We start from the raw sequence: 19,392 nt of genomic DNA, 5'->3' as shown, positions 1-19,392 counted from the left end.
AGTGATTCATAATGTGGGACTGATCTTTCGCACCCCAATATTGCATTTTTCTCGTTTTTGGGTAACGAATACGCCTCTTTCGCACCCCAATATTGCGTTTTTCTCGTTTTTGGGTAACGAATACGCCTCTTTCGCACCCTAATATTGCGTTTTTCTCGTTTTTGGGTAACGAATACGCCTCTTTCGCACCCTAATATTGCGTTTTTCTCGTTTTTGGGTAACGAATACGCCTCTTTCGCACCCCAATATTCCTTTTTTCTCGTTTTCGAGGACGCATGAGCCTCCTTTGCGTCCCTCATTTCACGTATTTCTCAATTTCGGGGACGCATGAAACCCTTTCATCGCCAAATCCGTTGAAGGTTGCTCCCCTCATCAAAAGACAAATGATAGACATCTGGATTACTCAGTTCCTTCCATTTTTCAAAACCACTCACATCATCATAATGCTGCAGGATTAATGACATGAGGTTACCATGTGTGACGATGATTGCGTCCTCGTCCCCACCTTTCACCTCGTCGATGACAGCAAGCGCCCTCCTTAGTGCTTCCTGACTGGATTCTCCGCCCTCGAATTTGAGATGCATGTCTTCATAGGACGCTGCCAGCTTGTCCATCCAATCATCCAGTGGCTGTGAGCTCAATATACGTTCAGCAAGTCGATCGTCGAGTTCCACCTGGACTCCTAGCTGTTGTGCGGTCGGTTTGATGGATTGTTGCGCCCGTGTGAACGGACTTGAGATAATCCGCTGAATCTTTTTATCGGTAAAAAAGCGGGCCAATTCGTCCGCCTGTTCAAAGCCCTCTTGAGTAAGCGGAGCCTCGGGCGGTTGCCCCTCCGCCTTGCAATGTCTGACGATGTAGATGTTCGTTGCCATCTTCTATTCCTCCTTAATGAATGGATTCCTCTTCGATCGTTTCTACGACCTCCCCGTCTTCTGAAAATCCTGTTATCGTATACTTCATTTTCTCAGTCGGTTCATCCACAAAGGCAAACCAGAAATGCTCCCCATTATTTTGTACCGTTTTCGCTTCAGTTTCAACGCCATCAGAATATTGTATGACGATCCTTTTTATCGTCAAATCGGTAACTTCACCAAACAGCAACGGAAATGGCGAATCTCCTTCATCGCCTTGAATGTACTGACTGAAGAGTTTCGTATCGTCTACCCCGGAAGATGTACCTCCTCGATCGAACGTCGCTTCCCACCCAAATAGAGTCTTCTTAATGAATCTGGCTTCAAATCTGGCTGCTGGCTCTTCCTCACTCGTAATAGCCGGAACGTAGAACAGCACGACTCCGTGATCTACCTCTTCTTGATGGACGAGTGTTTCAATACGGTCATCCTGTAAAATCTTGTTGAAGCTCTCTTCGTTGGAACAGCCGCCCAACAACACGATCGTAATTATGATGAACCATTTCATTCTCATTATGTACCCCCTTCGTTTACCCGTCCTTCTACTTCCATATGAGAATCATGATTTCCTTTTGAAATAAGAAAAAACCCAGCCCTGAAAAGGACTGGGTATAGCCTAGCTCATTATTGATGATAAGCGTTGTAGTAGCGTGAGATTGCGACCGCGAAATCTCCACGCTTCACAGTTTCGTTCGGTGCGAACGTAGCATGTACAGTCGGCTCATGATCGTATGGTCCTTGAGTCACGCTGAACTTCGCGTTCAGGATGTTCAAGTCCAGTGCCAGCTGTACGTAGCCTTTCAATTCGGCTGGGATGTCAGCCTGGTCTTCAATCAACAGACGCTCATCTCCGTATTGAACCGTTACATCGCCCTCATGTGCTTGAGCTTCTTCCTGCAAGCCTAAGCTTTGAACGAGTGAATACGCAACTTCTGCTTTGGAAACGGTCCCCTCAGGGTTGAACTTCCCTTCAGATACTGCCTTCATTACCGCGTCAGTCTTGTATGTTTCACCCTTGAATGCTGCGCCTTTCGCTGCAACTGCTTCTACCAAAGGTAGGTCCTCAAGCTTAACATCTGAAAAAGTTGCTCCACCTGCTGGTAGCTGTTGACGTACTTCTGCACCCATGACAAGGTATTTCGCCATATCTTTTCGTAACAGATTCGCATCCGGCTTGAAAGTGCCATCCGCAAACCCGTCTACCAATCTTTCACTTACAGCTGTCTTGATACCTGCTGCTGCCGGGTGACCTTCAATATCATTCAATCCAGTAAAACCACTGACAGATTTGTAGGTTAGAGTTCCTTTTACATTTTCCGGTGCTGCTGTTCCGTTCGGGTTCGCTTCATGGCCACGCAAGCCGCGGATTTCTGCTTTCCACGTACCTGCCATTGGAGCGTTCACCGATACTGTTCGATCGGTATAAAGCGTGAACAGCAAGCTGATTCCAGAGCTATACTCTGTTCCGTCCGGCGCTATCAATACAAGGTTGATCGGGTTTCCTGTTTCTTCGAGGATTCCTTTACCGTTCACCTTCGCTACTAAACTCGTCAACCCTTCCTCAACAGTAAACTCATGTTGGTTATCCGACACAAGTGTTGCTGGGTTGTAGTCTACAGTAAATTCTTCGCGATCGACACTTGAATCTACTGAACTATTGAAGTCCTGATTCATGTTCGTCGTTGCGCCATAATTCGTGCCAAACATTGCAGCATCCACTGCGTTATAAGCATTCACATACCCTGCTCCGACTTCCCAAGGCTCATAGCCAGGCATGTTCGTTGCAGTATCTTCTAAAATCGCTTTGATTTCATCTGGTGTCAGGTTCGGATTCGCTTCAAGCATCAATGCGACGATTCCTGCAACGTGTGGTGTCGCCATGGATGTTCCGCTCATCAACGTGTAATAAGGAAGGTACGCTGTTTCAATCTCTTCTGCATCCGCATCCAGGGATAGAGAAGAAACTGGAGCGATGACACGGGTTGAAATGATATCCACACCTGGTGCTGTAACCGTTGGACGATCGACCCACGTCCACTCTTCACCATCGACAGTGAATGTTCCGCCGACACCTTTTGTTCCACGAGAGGAGAAGTCAGCGAGTGATCCATCTTTCACACCAGCAGCAACCGAGATAACCCATGGTGCTTTCGCATATGGATTATGTGTATCCTCGCCAGGTCCTTCATTTCCTGCTGCAAACAGTGTCGTGATTCCATGATCGTACGCTTTTTTACTCGCTACGTTCACCGGGTGATCCGGATCGAATCCACCGGATGATCCCCAAGAGTTCGTAATGAGTCCGATGTTGTATTTTTCCTTATGAGAAATCGCATAGTCGAAACCACCGATTCCATCAAGAATGAACAAGGCTCCGCCTGAACCGTAACCGATCATATCTGCTCCTGGTGCCGCTCCTTCATACTTGCCACCTGACATCGCACCAGTACCACCGACTGTACCCGCTACGTGAGTCCCGTGACCGGAGTTCGTATCGGTATTCGCAACATCCTCTGTGTATGTAATCGGGATGATGCCGGATACGAGGCTGTTCAGGTTTGTCGTTCCTAAAACGTTCTGAACAAGATTTTTACCTAACTGGTGGTCCTTATGGGTCCCATCGACACCGCTGTCATTGACGACAACGCCGACTCCTTTACCAGAGACAGGCATACCACCGTTTTCCTTCGTCATTCGTGCATCTGTACGTGCTTTATCAACGCCTGTTATTTCTGTAGAATCTGCGTTGAAAAACTTTACTTTTTCATTCAGATAAAGTGATCGAACTTCAGGGTTTGCTGCTAGCTCATCTACCTGTGCCTTTGTCGCCAATACACCTGCAATCGGCAACGCATTCATCGTGATCCCTGTTTTCACACCTACATCCTTTAAGAGATCCAGCTGTGCTGTCGTCGGTTTCCCGTCGCCTTTGAACGTGACGATGACTTGAACCGCTTCTGTCGTATTTGCCAGTTTTTCAGTAAGCAATGGATCGATTGATGCGCTGGATTGCGCTTTGACACTCGGACCTTGTGCAAAAAGCAAAGGAACGATGAGCGCAGCAACCATCAGTAAAGAAAAAACTTTCTTCATTATCATAAATCCTCCCCGTCAGAATATTATAAAGATTCTCTATCTCTATTATCCTGGTTAAGAAGGGTTCTGACTATTACGCTAATGGCGTAAATCTTTTTGCATAAGCACTATGGGACGGTCGTACAAAAGTTATAGACGGTCCTATTTTTATGTAAAAAGTAATTTATTTCAGCCCGATCGACCGCTGTCTAGCTTCCCTCGAGCTGTAACAAAAAACGGAACCCTTGAATTGGATTCCGAGTTTTTGTCTTTATTGGACTTGCGTGGATACGCCTCTGTAAAAACGAAGCTGTGCCACTTTCAAGCCATTGTTGTCATACTCCCAATAGTAATCCTCGAATTGGTCGTTGAACAGATTGTAGCGTTCGGGTTCACCATCACCATCTGTATCCGTGTAGATATAGAAGAGTTCTCCTGAAGCATTCGTCCATGGGCTTTGACCCGCAGTTCGAGTAACAACCAGCTTCTGGTCGGAACAGTAGGTTTCCCCTGTGTCGGCATCTGTGCCACATGTGTTCATCGTCGCTTCACCGCCCGGCTTTCCGAGTGCTCGGACATAAACCGTGTATTCAGTCGTTCCATCATTGTTTGGATCAGGGTTCGGCAGTTGGAATTCAGCGTCGTCTTCATCTGTCCCATTCGCATCAAGAACCTGGAAATCTCCTTCACGGAGCCAGATGTTCGATTCACCATACAACGGCACGAAGATTCGTGTTCCGTCATTATTTTTCATAGGAGCCTTTTTGTCCTTCGGTACACCGATGAGTTTCAGGTTATAAAAATCGCCTTTCGGAAGCTCACTCGTCGATTCGGCATAGGAATGTACAGCAAATCCAGAGACTAGCAAGGTAACTGTCATGATTACACTCATTATTGTTTTCATCAAGAATCTCCCTTTTGCGTTAAGTATGGTTGTAATGGCCATTACGGAAAACATCGTACCATAATGAAATGAAAAACGTACTGAGGTTTCTATTCCAGGAATAAACATTCCCAAAGGTACAAGTAAGTGGTGTTTATTTCCAATTAACCGCACTTTTGACGTTGGACAAAAAGAATGGGTGAGAATGAAAAAACTGACCCTATAGCATGCTGCTGCAAGGGTCAGTCCATATTCGTTTATTGAATTCCTTTATGGCAATGGGACGAGCTGATTTTGGACGGCATAGATGACTGCCTGGGACCGGCTTTTCACATTGATTTTCTTGAAAATCTTGCTTACGTGGATCTTGACGGTCTTATCACTGATGAAGAGCTTCTCCCCGATCTCTTTGTTGCTCAGTCCTTCGACGAGACAGATTAAGACTTCCTTTTCCCGGTCGGTCAATTCATTCTTATCGGATGATTCATTTTTCTGGTTATAGAAGCCGAGTAGTTTTTTGGTAAGAGACGGATCGATGACGGATTCCCCTTTCGCGACGGTTCGGATCGCCTCGACGACTTGGACCGAGGGCGCGTCTTTAAGCAAGTATCCGTCTGCCCCTTCACGGATGGCAGCCATGAAATATTCATCCATGCTGTGCATTGTAAGAATCAGTATTTTGATATCCGGATAATCCCTTTTGAGGATGGCGGTCAATTCCACCCCGTTTTTATCCGGGAGATTGATGTCGAGCAACACGACATCCGGCTTGATCTCTCCGATTGATTCCAGGGCCTCATTCCCGCTTACCGCTTCTCCCACGACATTGATATCTTCTTCCATTTCAAATATGTTGGACAATCCGTCTCGTAAAACGGCATGATCATCCACTAACATGACGTTGATCATGACCCATTCCTCCTTCCATACCAAGCTTCGGTACAGTCAAATTAATCTCTGTGCCCTTGTTCTCTTTACTATCGATTTGAAGTACAGCTTCGATTTTTTCCGCCTGTTCATTCATGCTCAGGATACCAAAATGCGGCTGGTTTTTCGCTTTGATCATCGCATCAAGCAACGAAAAACCGATCCCATCATCAGATACCTTCAATAAGACATGTTCTTTTTGATAGCTTAGCAAGACATCGATCTTAGATGCTTGAGCATGCTTGATGATATTCTGGACACTTTCCTGGAAAATGTCGAACATCACTTTCTCAACCATGGTGCTTAAGATTACCGGCTCACCGCGTTCCTCGAATTGGATGTCGAGTCCAGATTCCTTCTTGATGACATCGATCCGCTTGAGAACAGCCTGCTTCAATCCGACGCGTTCAGTTTCATATGGTCGCAACGCATAGATGGATTCGCGGATTTCCTTCAAGCTCATCCGCAGTTTACTTAGACTGTCGGTTACGAGACGATGAGCTTCAGGCGGCTTCTGGTAAAACTTCCGGTCGGCGGTTTCAAGCTTCATGACTGCTCCTGCCAACGACTGGGCGACGCCATCATGGATTTCCCTTGCAATCCGGTTCCGCTCCTCAAGCACTGTCCGTTTTTCCTGTTCGGAAATGAGCGTCCTTGTCTTGATGACGACTGCAAGCTGATTGGCGAGCGTCGCAACAGATTGAATCTCTTCCGGACGGAAGCTGTTACTCCTGCTTTTTCCGACTGCAAACATTCCGAGGCATTGATCCTCAAGGATGATCGGGGCATAGATGAAGGATTTCAACGCTTTGTCAAAGTAAGACGGTGCATAGCCAGGATCCTTCTTCCGATCATGGAAGACGACCAATTCCTTCACCTGATCGAACCCACGTACCTCACGGGGATCCTCACTTTTTGAAACCTGTCCATTCTGAAAGCGAACCTTCCAATGTCCATTTTCGTTGACCCACAAAATACTTGCATCTGCGTCGACGAAGTTACGTAAGCTTGACCGGATTGATTCGATCCATTGCTTGGAAGGCAGCCACCTGTTCAGCTCAGTGGAAATGTCAAACAACGCATTCAATCGGTTCCGCTCGGTTTGGAGTCTGGCAATAATGGAACTGAGCAAGGCTAATCCTACAAGTGGTGAGAAAAAGAAGAAATACGCAAAGACATCAATGACCCCTCTGTTCTGGTTTCCGAGATAGAACATGATTCCGATATAGATGAAGGAAATGATGGCACTGATGGATTCCGAGTAGAATTTCTTTTTCCATATTTTCAACGTATATGGCTGTGGACGAATCAACAGGACGATATCCACCAATAGATTATTGACGATATAGAACAGGGAGGTGATCAAGAGCATGGTGATGAACGAACCTGGGTTGAATGGGTAGGCTTGAAAAACCGTCTCATGCAACACCCGTGTTAATGCTTCAGCTGCAATGAAGCTTAATACCAGCAAAGCAGGGTTGAAGAACAGAATGCGTAATGGTCGTCGTTGAATGAAATTGACGAAAAAGACGACGATCGCATAGGTTACCACGATCCATGGCAAACCAAATAATAGATAAGTCGTAAAAACGACTGGAAAACTCAGTGAACTATGTCCCTTCCAGACAGCCATCGGGAAAAATTCAGTTATGAATAGGAAGAGGGTAAATAAGAGCCATACAACGATGTTATCTGGTACCTTGAGGAAAAAAGCTGCAGCGCCGACCGAACCCCATCCTATGATGGAAATCATCATAAGGTAAAGGTTCGAAAGTTTTTCTTTTCTCTGAAGTTGTCCATCTTGTTTCATCTCATCCCCCTTGTTCATCTTAATTTTCTGTTAACTTTTATTTTACCTTGAAACCAGTAATTAATAAAGAACTACTGAATTTAGACAAAAATAAAACCGGAACTGGTAGAATGGAAAACCACTAACCAATTCCGGGACGTCTCCTACCATTATGTAGGATTCGTTGTCTTACATTATGGCAAACATCTTGCCCTTAACCAATTCAACCAAAGATATAATTCCTGATAGTACATAGGTCGTATCTCCATCATAATTTCCAGTGTATAACTTATGAGAACCCTAAATACATATGAATGGAAGACATATGTAGAGGTGATGATGTGAATCAGAATCATGAGGAATGTGAACAGCCGTTTTGCGCTCAAACCAAGGATACTGCGCCTTCATTTTCTGCTGAAGCTTACTCTAATCAAGATAAGAAAATCATCGACGTGTCATTGGATGATTATTTAGGCAAATGGGTGATCCTCTTTTTTTATGGGTCTGATTTCACGTTTGTTTGACCGACTGAACTGGCGGCGGTCGCTGCCATTTATCCTAAATTGCAAGCGTTGGATGCTGAAGTCCTTGCCATAAGCACCGACAGCGCTTATGCACATAAAGTTTTTACCGAAGTATCACCGATGGCAGCGAAAGTCCAGTACCCGCTTGTAAGTGACCGGACACAGGAGATCTGCAGGAGCTACCGGGTGTTGAACGAAAAGGCTGGAGCTGCACTCAGGGCTACGATTATCATCGATCCGGAAGGGACAATCGTTTCAAAGCTCGTAAACCCGTTAGAGGTTGGGCGTAATGCGTATGAGATCTTGAGACTGCTTCAGGCGATCCAGTATGGGCGGAAAACAGGCGAAGGCGTGCCCGCAAATTGGCTGCCCGGACAGCCAGGAATCCAAATGAACACGAGAATGATTGGACGGATCTAGCTCGTGATTTTGGGAGCGATGAAGGACAAAACATGTGTGAATGGATGTGGAAATGTCCTTCATGAGCGTGATGAAGATCTTTACCACTTCATTTCTACACTGAAAAGATCTTCATAAGACCGATGAAGATCTTTACCACTTCATTTCTACGCTAAAAAGATCTTCATAACATCAAAAGTCACTTGTTAATGGTTTTATAATGCCGGACAAGTATTACAGTAGGACTAGCATGAATAGACTGGTTATGGAGGTGATTGTTTGGTTCCATTCTTCAGTTACATATTGTTGGGATTATCATTATCCGCTCCTATCGGACCGATTAATGCAGCCCAAGTGGACAAGGGCATCAAATTCGGGTTCCTTCACGCATGGGTGGTCGGATTGGGTGCTATGGTCGCGGATATGCTGTTCATGCTTTTGATTTATTTCGGGGTTGCCCAGTTTCTGGACGTCCCGATCATCAAAACCTTCCTCTGGTCGTTTGGTTGTTTCGTTCTCATATACACTGGAGTCGAAAGCATCATCCGATCGAATCATGATCCAACGAATACGGATGTTGTAAGAGAAAGTCCGATGAAATCCTTTCGCACCGGTTTTTTCATGGCTTTATCCAACCCGCTTAACATCCTTTTCTGGCTTGGCATTTACGGATCCGTGCTCGCTAAGACCGCCGACTCGTTTAGTCAGCACCAGCTCATCATCTACAGCTCCGGAATCTTCATCGGTATTTTGATCTGGGATTTCATCATGGCGAGCATGGCCAGTGGCTTCAGAAAATTTCTGACTCCTCGAATGCTTCAAGGGATCTCCATCACCGCTGGATTATTTCTCATCGGGTTCGGCTGCTACTTCGGCTACCAAGCCTTCACCCTCCTCTTCTAATCGAGGTGTCAGGCACTTCTGATAAGTCCTTACTGCTCAAGGGTTCTGTGACGGTGTCTGACACCTAAACAGAACCCTTGAGCTGCTTATGGTTGCGGAAGGTGCCTGACACTTCCAGCGAAGTTCATTTCATCTTTCCATCGGTGGACATTCACCCATGTTCATGTCTTCTAATACTATGTCATGTAGCTAGGAGGGATGTAGATGGGTGATCTTCAAACAAAAAGTTGGCTGGATGCAAATCTAGCATCCATGGAAGATTGGAAACAATCAGCCTTTAAGCATTTCGGAGACATGATTGCGGATAAGGAAAATACGTATCCTTGTATCCCGGGACGCCAGGGATTTCTTTCGGATAACCTCCGATTCGGTTTCGTAAAGGATCCGAGAGGGCAGGATGCCATCAGGGATGTCGCCAGCTTATTGAAATCATATGGGGAAATTTCCAAGGATACTGGAAAATATGCTTCCCTCGTCGTTTTCTTTGAAACACCGATTGATATGTTAGATACCTATTCTGTGGAACAGTATGAAACGTTGTTCTGGTCCGTCCTGAATCGTGTAAGTGAAATCGATGAAATGGAATGGCCTGCAGATATTCCGACGGACCCTGCCCATCATGAATGGGAATATTGTTTCCACGGGGAGCCGTATTTTGCATTCTGTGCAACGCCTGCGCATACGTTCAGAAAAAGCCGGCGTTTTCCTTGCTTCATGCTCGCTTTCCAGCCACGGTGGGTGTTCGATGAAATTAATGATTCCACATTGTTTGGCCGAAAAATGAAAAAGGCGATCCGTAAACGTTTGGCGGCCTATGACGATGTACCAATCCACCCTGATCTCAAATGGTATGGTCAAACCGACAATCATGAATGGAAGCAATATTTCCTGAGTGATGATGAGCGTAGACCGTCAAAATGTCCTTACACCTACATGAAAAACAAGCTGAAAAAGCTCCGTCGATAAACCTACACATCTCAATCTGACGCAGCTTTTCTTTTAAAATGACGATAACCAGCAGCGATGACGATTAAGACAAGGAACAGCAGACTCACATAAAATCCGGGTCTGCTATTTCCATTCCATAACGTTCCGCTGATGGCCAGCAGAATCAACATCCCACCAATCGAAATCTTGATACCGTCCCAGGTGCTCACCTTCATCAGCTTTAAAAAAGACACCAAGATGATGATCCATGTATAAAGAAGCATGATCCCTGCTGCCGTTGTAATGTATTCGTAGATGCGATTCGGAAAAATCAATGAAATGACGATGGATGCAACCAATCCTCCTGCAGTCAACATCAATGCTGGACCCGGTACACTCAATTTTCCTTTTTTCGCAAAAGCTTTCGGGGCATCCCCATCCTTTGCCAGCGTCACGATGATTGTTGTGACAGCATAAAGAGCGGCCACCATGGTCGAAAAACCTGCTATGATGAGCATGGCATTGAAGATATGCGGGACAAACGGAAGGTTATAATCGTTCAGAGCTGTCATGAATGGACTTTCATCCTTCGATATCGTTTGCCATGATACCAATAAGAGGACAAGCCCGATGGAAAGAACATACAAAATCGAAAGGCCGATCAACATGAGCTTTCCGGACTTCGGCGCTTCATTCGTATCCTTGAGTTCAGTCGCCATCAAGCCCATCACTTCAATTCCACCGAACGCATAATACGCATAGATGAGAGCCGTCCAAAGGCCAACCATCCCTTTCTCAAAAAAACCACCCGCAATCGAAGCGCTACTCCTTCCTCCGCCTTCTGCATCCAGTAGTCCGAAAAGAGCCAGGAAGGCAATGATGATGAACATAACGATGGCTGCGACTTTTATGATGCCAAAGAGATTTTCAACACGTTCAAAGTCATCTACCCCCATCAGAATGATTCCCAAGCCGATTACGGCATAGATGGAAGCTAAAAGCCATAATGGGAGCGAAGGAAACCAAAACTGGGTGAAAATCGCCAGTGCAGTCAATTGACTTCCCATGATCAGCATTTCGGACGTCCAGAAAACCCATCCCGTCCCGAATCCCGCAGCGCTGCCGAATGCTTTTTTGGCAAACGTACGGAACGAGCCTTTTTCCGGATACTCGACGGTCATCCTCGCCATGGCATCAAACACGATATAAGTGCCGACAGCTGCTGCCAAAAAAGCAAGAATGACAGCTGGACCGCTTTTTTGAATAGCAATTGATGAGCCGAGGAAAAATCCCGTTCCGATGATACAGCCTATTCCAATCAGAGACAGCTTCCACCATGTCAATTCGGTATGCTGGGTCGTCTTCTTCAACTGAAACCCTCCTCTCTTCCTGTTCTTTTGCTTTTAGTTTGAGAAGAAGATTTCTGCATTATGTATGAGGTGAAAATCGGATGTAATAACACGGAGCTGGACAGGCTATAACAAGATGAAGTTAGAATGGAGAGGTATTTTTCTATGAAACCGAACATCATACCGAGCTGCTGGTCGGAAACCGACACATTGAAAACAGTCATGGTCTGTTCTCCATCAACTATGGACGTCCCAGATAAACAAACAGCTAAAGATGTACTTTGGGAAAAGCCCGTTAACCAGAAGAAGGCTGCTGAAAATCATGAAGAGCTTTGCGAGGCATTGGAATCCGAGGGGGTGCAGGTCATCAATTACGGTGACCATTTACCTGAGGATGATTTGCATGTGAATAAACAGTTGATCAACCGTGTATTTGTAAGAGATTTGGCGTGTGTTTTCGGGGAAACCATCATTCCTGGGGAACCGGGTATAACGATGCGAAAGCCGGAGTATGTTCACTCGCATAACCTGATGGAGCAGTGGTTTAGAGAGTCGTTCAAGTTAGAAGCAAATAACGGCATGAAAGCCCTCGAATACGGGGATGTGATCATCCTCAACCGTGATGCGATCGTCGTGAATGTCGGCTTACGGACAAGCATCTTAAGCATTGAAAAAATAAAAGATCACATCCATGAGGCTGGATTTTCGGAGATCGGGATCATTGACCTTCCCAGGCGCGCAGATACCTTGCATCTAGATATGAATCTGAATGTAGCAGGACAAAACATGGTCTTATCCAAAAGCTACGTTAAATTTTTACCGGTCTTCACACTTACCGAAAAAGACTCCCGTTATGAGATGTTCCATCACTTCTTGGGAAGACATGGCTTTGACGTTCATTGGACGAATAAAGTGACAGACACAGTTGCCGATATCAACTTTCTGAATATCAACCCTGAAACGATTCTGATCAGCAATCAACGAAGGAAAAGCATATTCAGAGACCATCCAGCATTGAAAAAACTGAAGTATATTGAAGTGGATGTATCGGAGCTTGAAAAAGGCGGTGGAGGCATCCGTTGCATGACACTGCCATTGAGACGTGAGTAGACATCCCAATGGCAGTATTGTTCGCTCTTAAATGGAGCATTTAGCTATTCGATTTTGAATTCGACCGATAGATCATAGGTAATATCGGTATGATTCGCTTGTATTTCTTTTGTAAGCCGATATATTCCTTGCCCCAATTTCAAATATTCCAAATTAATCTCCAACGTTTGGGCCTCATCCGGGCGTACATTATATAGGTTTGAGGTGACAACGAGATCGAGTCTCATTTCTTTCCACTTTCCGTTTTTCAGCTCTTCAATGGTATACCCACTGCCGAAACTGATCCAGGTTGGCCCGAAGTTTTCAACAGTAAGCTCCAACGTATCGTCAGGTGCATATTGTGCACGCTCGATTGACATTTTCGCATTAAGCTCCCTTTCAGGAACATGAACAACGACGACATCCGTATCAAGGACGTTGTTGTTTTCATCCAGCAACTCCTGGCTGTATGTATAAAAGACCCCTGATTTTTCAGGAAGCTTGACCCACAATTTCTCACCATTCGTCAAAATTTTTTCTTCAATCATCTTGACCTTCTCTAAGTCCATCGTTCGTTCCACGAGCTGAACCCTTACTTTCTGATTTGGGAATGCTTCGTATGATCCAATCTCTTCCCCGGGATCTGCCTGGAAGTACGTATTATGAAGGAAAAGTCCTTTGAAGGCTTTACCTGTAAAAGGCTCGTAGCCTGTTTTTTCATAGATGTCTTCTTTTGTCCATTGCAACGGATCATTGATGCTCGGCTTGTCGTTCTGTTCCCCGACCTGTTCCTCGGTATTCAATTTTTGCGTATCCGACGATTTCTCATTGCTAGCGTCATCCTGACCACCACCAGAAGAAACACCACTGCCACTTGCAGAACTACATCCAGCAAGGATCAGGAGTACAACCGAAAACACGATCAATTTAATTTTCACAATTAGCCCCCGTTCTACGGAAATTTTTGTCATATTAAGTGTAACATACTTCCATAACATCATTTCCTTTAAATTGAAAAAGCGACGAACTCAATGTTCGTCGCTTTCCGTTCTATTATCAAGTTAAATTGCTTTATCGGTATGTCGATCATCAAGTGGCACAACAGCATCGTGGAGATGTGTTTCCAGTTCAGCTGTATGCTTCCTCTTCTCTTCTTCTGTCCAACCGAACCGAGTTGCCATCCGGTCGATCACAGGATTCTTCCATTGATGGACCCAGCCTATGTCGAAGAAAAGAGCACCTGTACGTCGGATAAAGAAATCCACCGGTTTACTGACCATTTCTTCATCAATTCCATAATCCAGCATCGCTTGGACGTATGCTGGCATATGCTCTGCCTCACTGCTCCTCATCAACTCAAACACTTGGTCGATGTTGGATCCATAACGTCTTGCAAGGATTTTTGCGACATCCGCATCAAGTCCTAGTTCAATACCTTCTTGAGCCTTCTTTTCCACAAAGTCAGGCAATCCCTTGGAACCACCTACATCACCACCAGAAATCGGCATATGCTTCGTTTTACAGTTCGGATAAGACCCGTGTCCATCCTCCTTCAATTCGTTGCTGACAAGGTCGACGATGCTTTCAGCCATTTTCCGGTATCCCGTCAGCTTTCCACCTGCAATGGTGATCAATCCGGAATCAGAAATGAAGATTTCATCCCTACGTGAAATTTCAGATGGATCCTTCCCTTCTTCATGGATAAGAGGACGCAGACCAGCCCAGCTGGATTCAACATCGTCAACGGTCACGTCAAGGTCCGGGAACATGAAGTGGATCGCTTTTAATAGGTAATCGCGGTCCTCGATCGTCATCCGTGGATGAGCGATATCCGCCTTATAGGTCGTATCCGTTGTGCCCACGTACGTTTTTCCTTCGCGTGGGATCGCAAAGACCATCCGGCCATCCGGTGTATCAAAATATACGGCCTGTTTTAGTGGGAAGCGGGATTGATCGAATACAAGGTGGACACCTTTTGTCAGATGCAAGGTTTTACCATGCTTCGAGCCATCCTGCTCACGTAGTTCGTCGACCCAAGGTCCAGCTGCATTGACGATCTTCTTAGCGCGGACCTCATACGTTTCACCTTTGATCTCATCACGGATGACCGCACCGACAGCTTTGCCATCTTCATAGATGAAGTCCACGACTTTCGCATAGTTGACCGCATTGACCCCATTTTCCACAGCTTTCTTCATGACTTCAATGGTAAGACGCGCATCATCTGTCCGATATTCGACGTAATAGCCGCCACCTTTCAAGCCATCCTTTTTCAATATCGGTTCTTTTTCTAACGTTTCCTTTCGGTTCAGCATCTCACGTCGTTCGCCTCTTTTCACGCCTGCGAGAAAATCATAAACACGCAATCCGATTGAGGTACTGAACTTTCCAAAGGATCCGTCTTCAAAAATCGGTAAAAGCATCCATTCTGGGGTCGTAACATGGGGGCCATTCTCGTATACGATGGCACGTTCTTTACCGACCTCGGCAACCATTTTCACTTCAAATTGCTTCAGATAGCGAAGGCCACCGTGTACGAGTTTTGTGGAACGACTGGATGTTCCTGCGGCAAAGTCTTGCATTTCAACTAATGCCGTTTTCATTCCGCGTGTCGTAGCATCAAGTGAAATACCTGCTCCAGTGATTCCACCTCCGATGACCAATATATCATGCTCTTCTTTTTGCATTTGTTCTAAACGATCCGTTCGTTCTGTTCCTGAAAATGTTCCGCTCATGATCTCTCTCCTCCTATATAGAAAACTTACCCGAAAACCTATGCTGCTTATACTCTATTCGGAAGTTTTCTTATGTGTTGTCTTTTTCCAAAATTAGGCGTGGTAGAAGTTGAAGAGTCGTTAAGACCTTAAGCAATAAAAAAAGAGACCACAACTGGGACGTATAAGCCGTTGCTTATACGCAGTCGTGGTCTCTCCGTTTCTCCTACCGTTTATTAACTTGGTTTCATCGTATCATAACTCGGATTTATTTAAAAGCCATTGTTGCATGAACAGCTTTCTTCCATCCTTCATAGAGCTCTTCCCGCTCTTTTTCACTCATCTCATTTTCAAACGTGCGATCGATCTTCCACTGGTTCGCGATCTCTTCACGATCATTCCAGTATCCGACTGCCAGACCTGCAAGGTATGCAGCACCGAGTGCGGTCGTTTCATTGATGACCGGACGTTCAACCGGAACACCGAGAACATCACTCTGGAACTGGGAAAGGAAGTTATTCTTCACTGCTCCTCCATCGACACGCAATGTCTTCAGAGAGATGCCAGAGTCCGCTTCCATTGCGGTCAGGACATCCTTCGTCTGATAAGCGAGGGATTCTAGCGTAGCACGGACGAAATGTTCTTTTGATGTACCTCGCGTCAAACCGAAGACTGCACCTCGTACATCACTGTCCCAATATGGCGTTCCGAGCCCGACGAAAGCTGGAACCACATATACGCCTTCTGTCGACTCCACACGTTCTGCATATTTTTCACTATCCGCAGCGTCCGCGAACATCCGCAAGCCATCGCGTAACCACTGGATTGCAGAACCTGCTACGAAAATGCTACCTTCAAGGGCATATTCGACCTTTCCATCGACTCCCCAAGCAATGGTCGTCAATAATCCGTGATCCGATTTCACCGCTTGTTCACCTGTATTCATGAGCATAAAGCATCCCGTACCGTACGTATTCTTCGCCATACCTTTTTCATAGCAGGCTTGACCGAACAAAGCAGCTTGCTGATCCCCGGCTGCTCCTGCAATCGGAATGGAATGACCGAAGAAATGATGCTCAACTGTATGGCCGTACACTTCTGACGATGGTTTGACCTCTGGAAGCATGGATTTCGGAACCCCAAGGATATCAAGCAGTTCTTCATCCCACTTCAACTCATGTATGTTATACATCAGTGTACGTGACGCATTGGAGTAATCCGTTACGTGTGCTTTTCCGCCCGTAAGCTTCCAGATCAACCACGTATCGATCGTCCCGAATAGGAGATCTCCTGCTTCTGCTTTTTCTCTTGCACCTTCAACATTGTCAAGGATCCATTTCACTTTCGTTCCTGAGAAGTACGCATCAATCAACAGACCTGTTTTCTCTCTGAACTTATCATTATATCCCTGGGATTTCAGTTCTTCACAAATTTCTGCAGTCTGGCGAGATTGCCAAACGATTGCGTTGTAAATCGGTTTTTCTGTCTTCTTATCCCATACGACAGTCGTTTCACGCTGGTTCGTAATCCCGATTCCTGCAATTTGTTCAGGGCTCGTATCGGAATGGGACAACACCTGGGCAATGACCGACAGGACAGATCCCCATATTTCACTTGCGTTGTGCTCAACCCAACCTGATTTTGGGAAATGCTGAGTGAATTCCTTTTGTGCCGTTTCTACGATTTCCCCTTCCTTGTTGAAAAGGATGGCTCTAGAGCTTGTTGTTCCTTGGTCCAATGATAAAATGTATTTTTCCATCAATTTTCACTCTCCCTTTTATGGTTTATTGATTTGATAAGCCTAGCTTGGAAACTTTCTTTTTCCCCTTTTCAGGGACTTCCTTTTCGCTCGTTACATAGGCGATGACTAATACCCCTAAGACGAGGACCCCGACAATCCAGAAAGCGAGTGTATCGACTCCCGTAAAGAATTTCTGGTAAAAGAGTGCCCCGAACACACCTCCGAGAATTGGTCCGACGACCGGAATCCAGGAATAACCCCAATCCGATGGTTTCTTCCCAGGTATCGGAAGGATGAAGTGCGCGATACGTGGGCCTAAATCACGGGCAGGATTAATTGCGTAACCTGTTGTACCACCGAGAGACATACCGATTGCGACAATGAGAAATCCGACGATAAGTGGGTTCAAGCCTTCGGTGAACTCGTTAGCACCTATGGCAAGCAGCCCGAGAAGCAACACGAATGTTCCAATGACCTCACTCAACAGATTAGAAAATGTATGGCGGATCGCTGGGTCTGTCGAGAAAACCGCCAGCTTCAAGTTCGGATCTTCCGTTTCCTTCCAATGAGGCAAGTAATGGAAGTAAACGATGATTGCTCCAATGAATGCTCCAATCATCTGTGCAGTAATGTACATCGGAACCTTGTCCCACGGAAACTCACCGATTGAAGCTAAACCGAGGGTAACTGCCGGATTGATGTGGGCACCACTGATGCCGCCAACCGCGTAGACCGCGATCGCAACAGCAAGACCCCATCCCATCGTGATGACGATCCAACCTGAATCTTGTGCTTTCGTTTTATTTAATACGACGCCTCCTACGACTCCTCCTCCAAGGATGATCAGAATCATCGTACCGATTATTTCGGCCATGAATAATGACATGACTGTTTCCTCCCTATATGATTTTTGTAACCCTTTTCATAATTGACAGAGAAAAACTCTTCCTTTTACAGGAAATTTTCTGGTAGCGGAAACCATTAACCCGCCCTAAAATACAAAAAACCACACAAATCGCCCCAATAATGGTGATAAGTGTGGATCTCCGTTTCTCCGTCACGTGTTATTAACTTGTCTACCAAGTTACACGTTCCGGAAAGCGCTGTCAAGGTAAAATCCCATTACCGGTTTTTGACATAATGTTTCCACAACTCAGTTCGTGATGTTGTGACAGCCTTAGCCCCTGCCTTCAGGGCTGAATCGACATCTTCTACCGTCCGGATAAGTCCACCTGCCAATATCTGGATCTTTGTCTCCTCGTGGACCTCTTGGATAATATCAGGCATAAGACCTGGCAATACTTCAATGTAGTCCGGCATCGTCTTCTTCAATAAGGCGTAACTCTTGTTGAGTGCGCTTGAATCGAGCAAGAAGAGACGTTGTATGGCAAGTACCCCTTTCTTCTTCGCTGTCTGGATCACACTTGTCCTTGTAGATATCAGCCCAGCTGCTTTGATGTCTTGGCAAAGGAATTCTGCAGCATATTCATCATTGCTCAGTCCTTGTATCAAATCGACATGGATTAACACTTTCTTATTATGTCTCGTTGCGATTTGAACAATGCTTTTCAATTGGCTGACGTGGCTGTCCAATAAAACCAAATACTCATAGGGGCTTTCCAATAGTTTTTCAAAGTCTTTCATATTCCGTACAGCAGGCAATATTTTTTGATCAATGGGCATCTCTTTCCATCCTTTTCATTCCATTGGGTGAATGTTCGACATGTTGGAGCTTCTTGTCCCCTTACTTTTCACCTATTTATTTTCCCGCAAATTCCAGAAAGAAACCTTCCCAACCGGTTTTATGTTTCAACTCCTCGGGTAATGGGTCATTAAGCCCATTTCCCTCCCTACACGATTAGATGAATAGAAAGGGGATAAGGAACCGTGGATCAACCTTTCTTCAGCTTTCAGGGTCAATATCAGATGGTGTACAATCACTGTCATGTCGCCATTACACGCGAATTCAAGTTTACAAAAAAAAGCCCGGTAATCCAACGAATTTCTGAAATCACCGGTTATTCCGTCGAGAACATTTTGGAATCTCTTGAGTTTGGACGTCCACCTAATGCTCCAAATCGGTTCCATTATTCAAAAACACTTCTCATTTATAAGTAGGCGACAGGGAAAGGGCTTCCCTAATAAAAACCGATAGCTT

16 protein-coding genes are annotated in these 19,392 nt (G+C 45.5%); 4 read left to right on the top strand and 12 right to left on the bottom strand.

Annotation, left to right across the window (positions count from 1 at the left end; genetic code table 11):
* Positions 1 to 338: 338 nt before the first annotated feature.
* The 6 genes from V1497_RS04870 to V1497_RS04845 form a co-directional block, all read right to left on the bottom strand.
* Positions 339 to 875, bottom strand: coding sequence for a histidine phosphatase family protein (locus V1497_RS04870; protein ID WP_349409848.1), 537 nt, complete (start codon positions 873 to 875; stop codon positions 339 to 341).
* 13 nt (positions 876 to 888) lie between these two features.
* Positions 889 to 1,428 carry a hypothetical protein gene (locus V1497_RS04865; protein WP_349409847.1) on the bottom strand — a complete coding sequence of 180 codons (540 nt, stop codon included), beginning with the start codon at positions 1,426 to 1,428 and terminating at the stop codon, positions 889 to 891.
* A gap of 110 nt (positions 1,429 to 1,538) precedes the next feature.
* Positions 1,539 to 4,007 (bottom strand): S8 family serine peptidase, encoded by a 2,469-nt coding sequence (locus tag V1497_RS04860; protein ID WP_349409846.1) that lies wholly within the window; start codon positions 4,005 to 4,007, stop codon positions 1,539 to 1,541.
* 253 nt (positions 4,008 to 4,260) lie between these two features.
* The gene (locus tag V1497_RS04855; RefSeq protein WP_349409845.1) at positions 4,261 to 4,893 is read right to left on the bottom strand and encodes a hypothetical protein; all 633 of its coding nucleotides are present in this window, start codon (positions 4,891 to 4,893) and stop codon (positions 4,261 to 4,263) included.
* 249 nt (positions 4,894 to 5,142) lie between these two features.
* Positions 5,143 to 5,781: a response regulator transcription factor gene (locus V1497_RS04850; RefSeq protein ID WP_349409844.1), complete on the bottom strand. Its 639-nt coding sequence runs from the start codon at positions 5,779 to 5,781 to the stop codon at positions 5,143 to 5,145.
* On the bottom strand, positions 5,756 to 7,609 hold the full coding sequence (locus V1497_RS04845) for a GAF domain-containing sensor histidine kinase (protein ID WP_349409843.1): 1,854 nt from the start codon (positions 7,607 to 7,609) through the stop codon (positions 5,756 to 5,758). Before V1497_RS04845 ends, V1497_RS04850 begins: the two co-directional genes overlap by 26 nt.
* Before the next feature lie 293 nt (positions 7,610 to 7,902).
* On the opposite strand from V1497_RS04845, the gene V1497_RS04840 reads away from it, so the two are divergent.
* The 3 genes from V1497_RS04840 (at position 7,903) to V1497_RS04830 (ending at position 10,380) form a co-directional block, all read left to right on the top strand.
* A complete protein-coding gene (locus V1497_RS04840; protein WP_349409842.1) occupies positions 7,903 to 8,532 on the top strand; it encodes a peroxiredoxin in 630 nt (209 codons plus the stop codon).
* Between the two features lie 258 nt (positions 8,533 to 8,790).
* Complete coding sequence (locus tag V1497_RS04835; RefSeq protein WP_349409841.1) at positions 8,791 to 9,414, top strand: LysE family transporter; 624 nt, start codon at positions 8,791 to 8,793, stop codon at positions 9,412 to 9,414.
* Between the two features lie 204 nt (positions 9,415 to 9,618).
* Positions 9,619 to 10,380, top strand: a complete 762-nt coding sequence (locus V1497_RS04830; RefSeq protein WP_349409840.1) for a YqcI/YcgG family protein — start codon at positions 9,619 to 9,621, stop codon at positions 10,378 to 10,380.
* An 11-nt stretch (positions 10,381 to 10,391) separates the two neighbouring features.
* On the opposite strand, the gene V1497_RS04825 is transcribed toward V1497_RS04830, so the two are convergent.
* Complete coding sequence (locus V1497_RS04825) at positions 10,392 to 11,711, bottom strand: amino acid permease (protein WP_349409839.1); 1,320 nt, start codon at positions 11,709 to 11,711, stop codon at positions 10,392 to 10,394.
* Between the two features lie 144 nt (positions 11,712 to 11,855).
* On the opposite strand from V1497_RS04825, the gene V1497_RS04820 reads away from it, so the two are divergent.
* Positions 11,856 to 12,800 (top strand): arginine deiminase family protein, encoded by a 945-nt coding sequence (locus tag V1497_RS04820; protein ID WP_349409838.1) that lies wholly within the window; start codon positions 11,856 to 11,858, stop codon positions 12,798 to 12,800.
* 44 nt (positions 12,801 to 12,844) lie between these two features.
* Here the strand turns inward: V1497_RS04820 and V1497_RS04815 are convergent, their stop codons facing one another.
* The 5 genes from V1497_RS04815 to V1497_RS04795 all read right to left on the bottom strand — a co-directional run bounded on the left by V1497_RS04815 (position 12,845) and on the right by V1497_RS04795 (position 18,917).
* Positions 12,845 to 13,717 (bottom strand): immunoglobulin-like domain-containing protein, encoded by an 873-nt coding sequence (locus V1497_RS04815; protein WP_349409837.1) that lies wholly within the window; start codon positions 13,715 to 13,717, stop codon positions 12,845 to 12,847.
* A 123-nt stretch (positions 13,718 to 13,840) separates the two neighbouring features.
* On the bottom strand, positions 13,841 to 15,514 hold the full coding sequence (locus tag V1497_RS04810) for a glycerol-3-phosphate dehydrogenase/oxidase (protein WP_349409836.1): 1,674 nt from the start codon (positions 15,512 to 15,514) through the stop codon (positions 13,841 to 13,843).
* A 247-nt stretch (positions 15,515 to 15,761) separates the two neighbouring features.
* Complete coding sequence (gene glpK, locus V1497_RS04805; RefSeq protein ID WP_349409835.1) at positions 15,762 to 17,252, bottom strand: glycerol kinase GlpK; 1,491 nt, start codon at positions 17,250 to 17,252, stop codon at positions 15,762 to 15,764.
* Positions 17,253 to 17,277: 25 nt separating this feature from the next.
* Complete coding sequence (locus tag V1497_RS04800; RefSeq protein ID WP_349409834.1) at positions 17,278 to 18,120, bottom strand: MIP/aquaporin family protein; 843 nt, start codon at positions 18,118 to 18,120, stop codon at positions 17,278 to 17,280.
* Between the two features lie 236 nt (positions 18,121 to 18,356).
* A complete protein-coding gene (locus V1497_RS04795; RefSeq protein ID WP_349409833.1) occupies positions 18,357 to 18,917 on the bottom strand; it encodes a glycerol-3-phosphate responsive antiterminator in 561 nt (186 codons plus the stop codon).
* Between the last annotated feature and the right edge of the window lie 475 nt (positions 18,918 to 19,392).

Source organism: Pseudalkalibacillus sp. SCS-8 (assembly GCF_040126055.1).
Lineage (GTDB): Bacteria > Bacillota > Bacilli > Bacillales > Fictibacillaceae > Pseudalkalibacillus > Pseudalkalibacillus nanhaiensis.
This window is presented reverse-complemented; position numbering and strand designations above follow the sequence as displayed.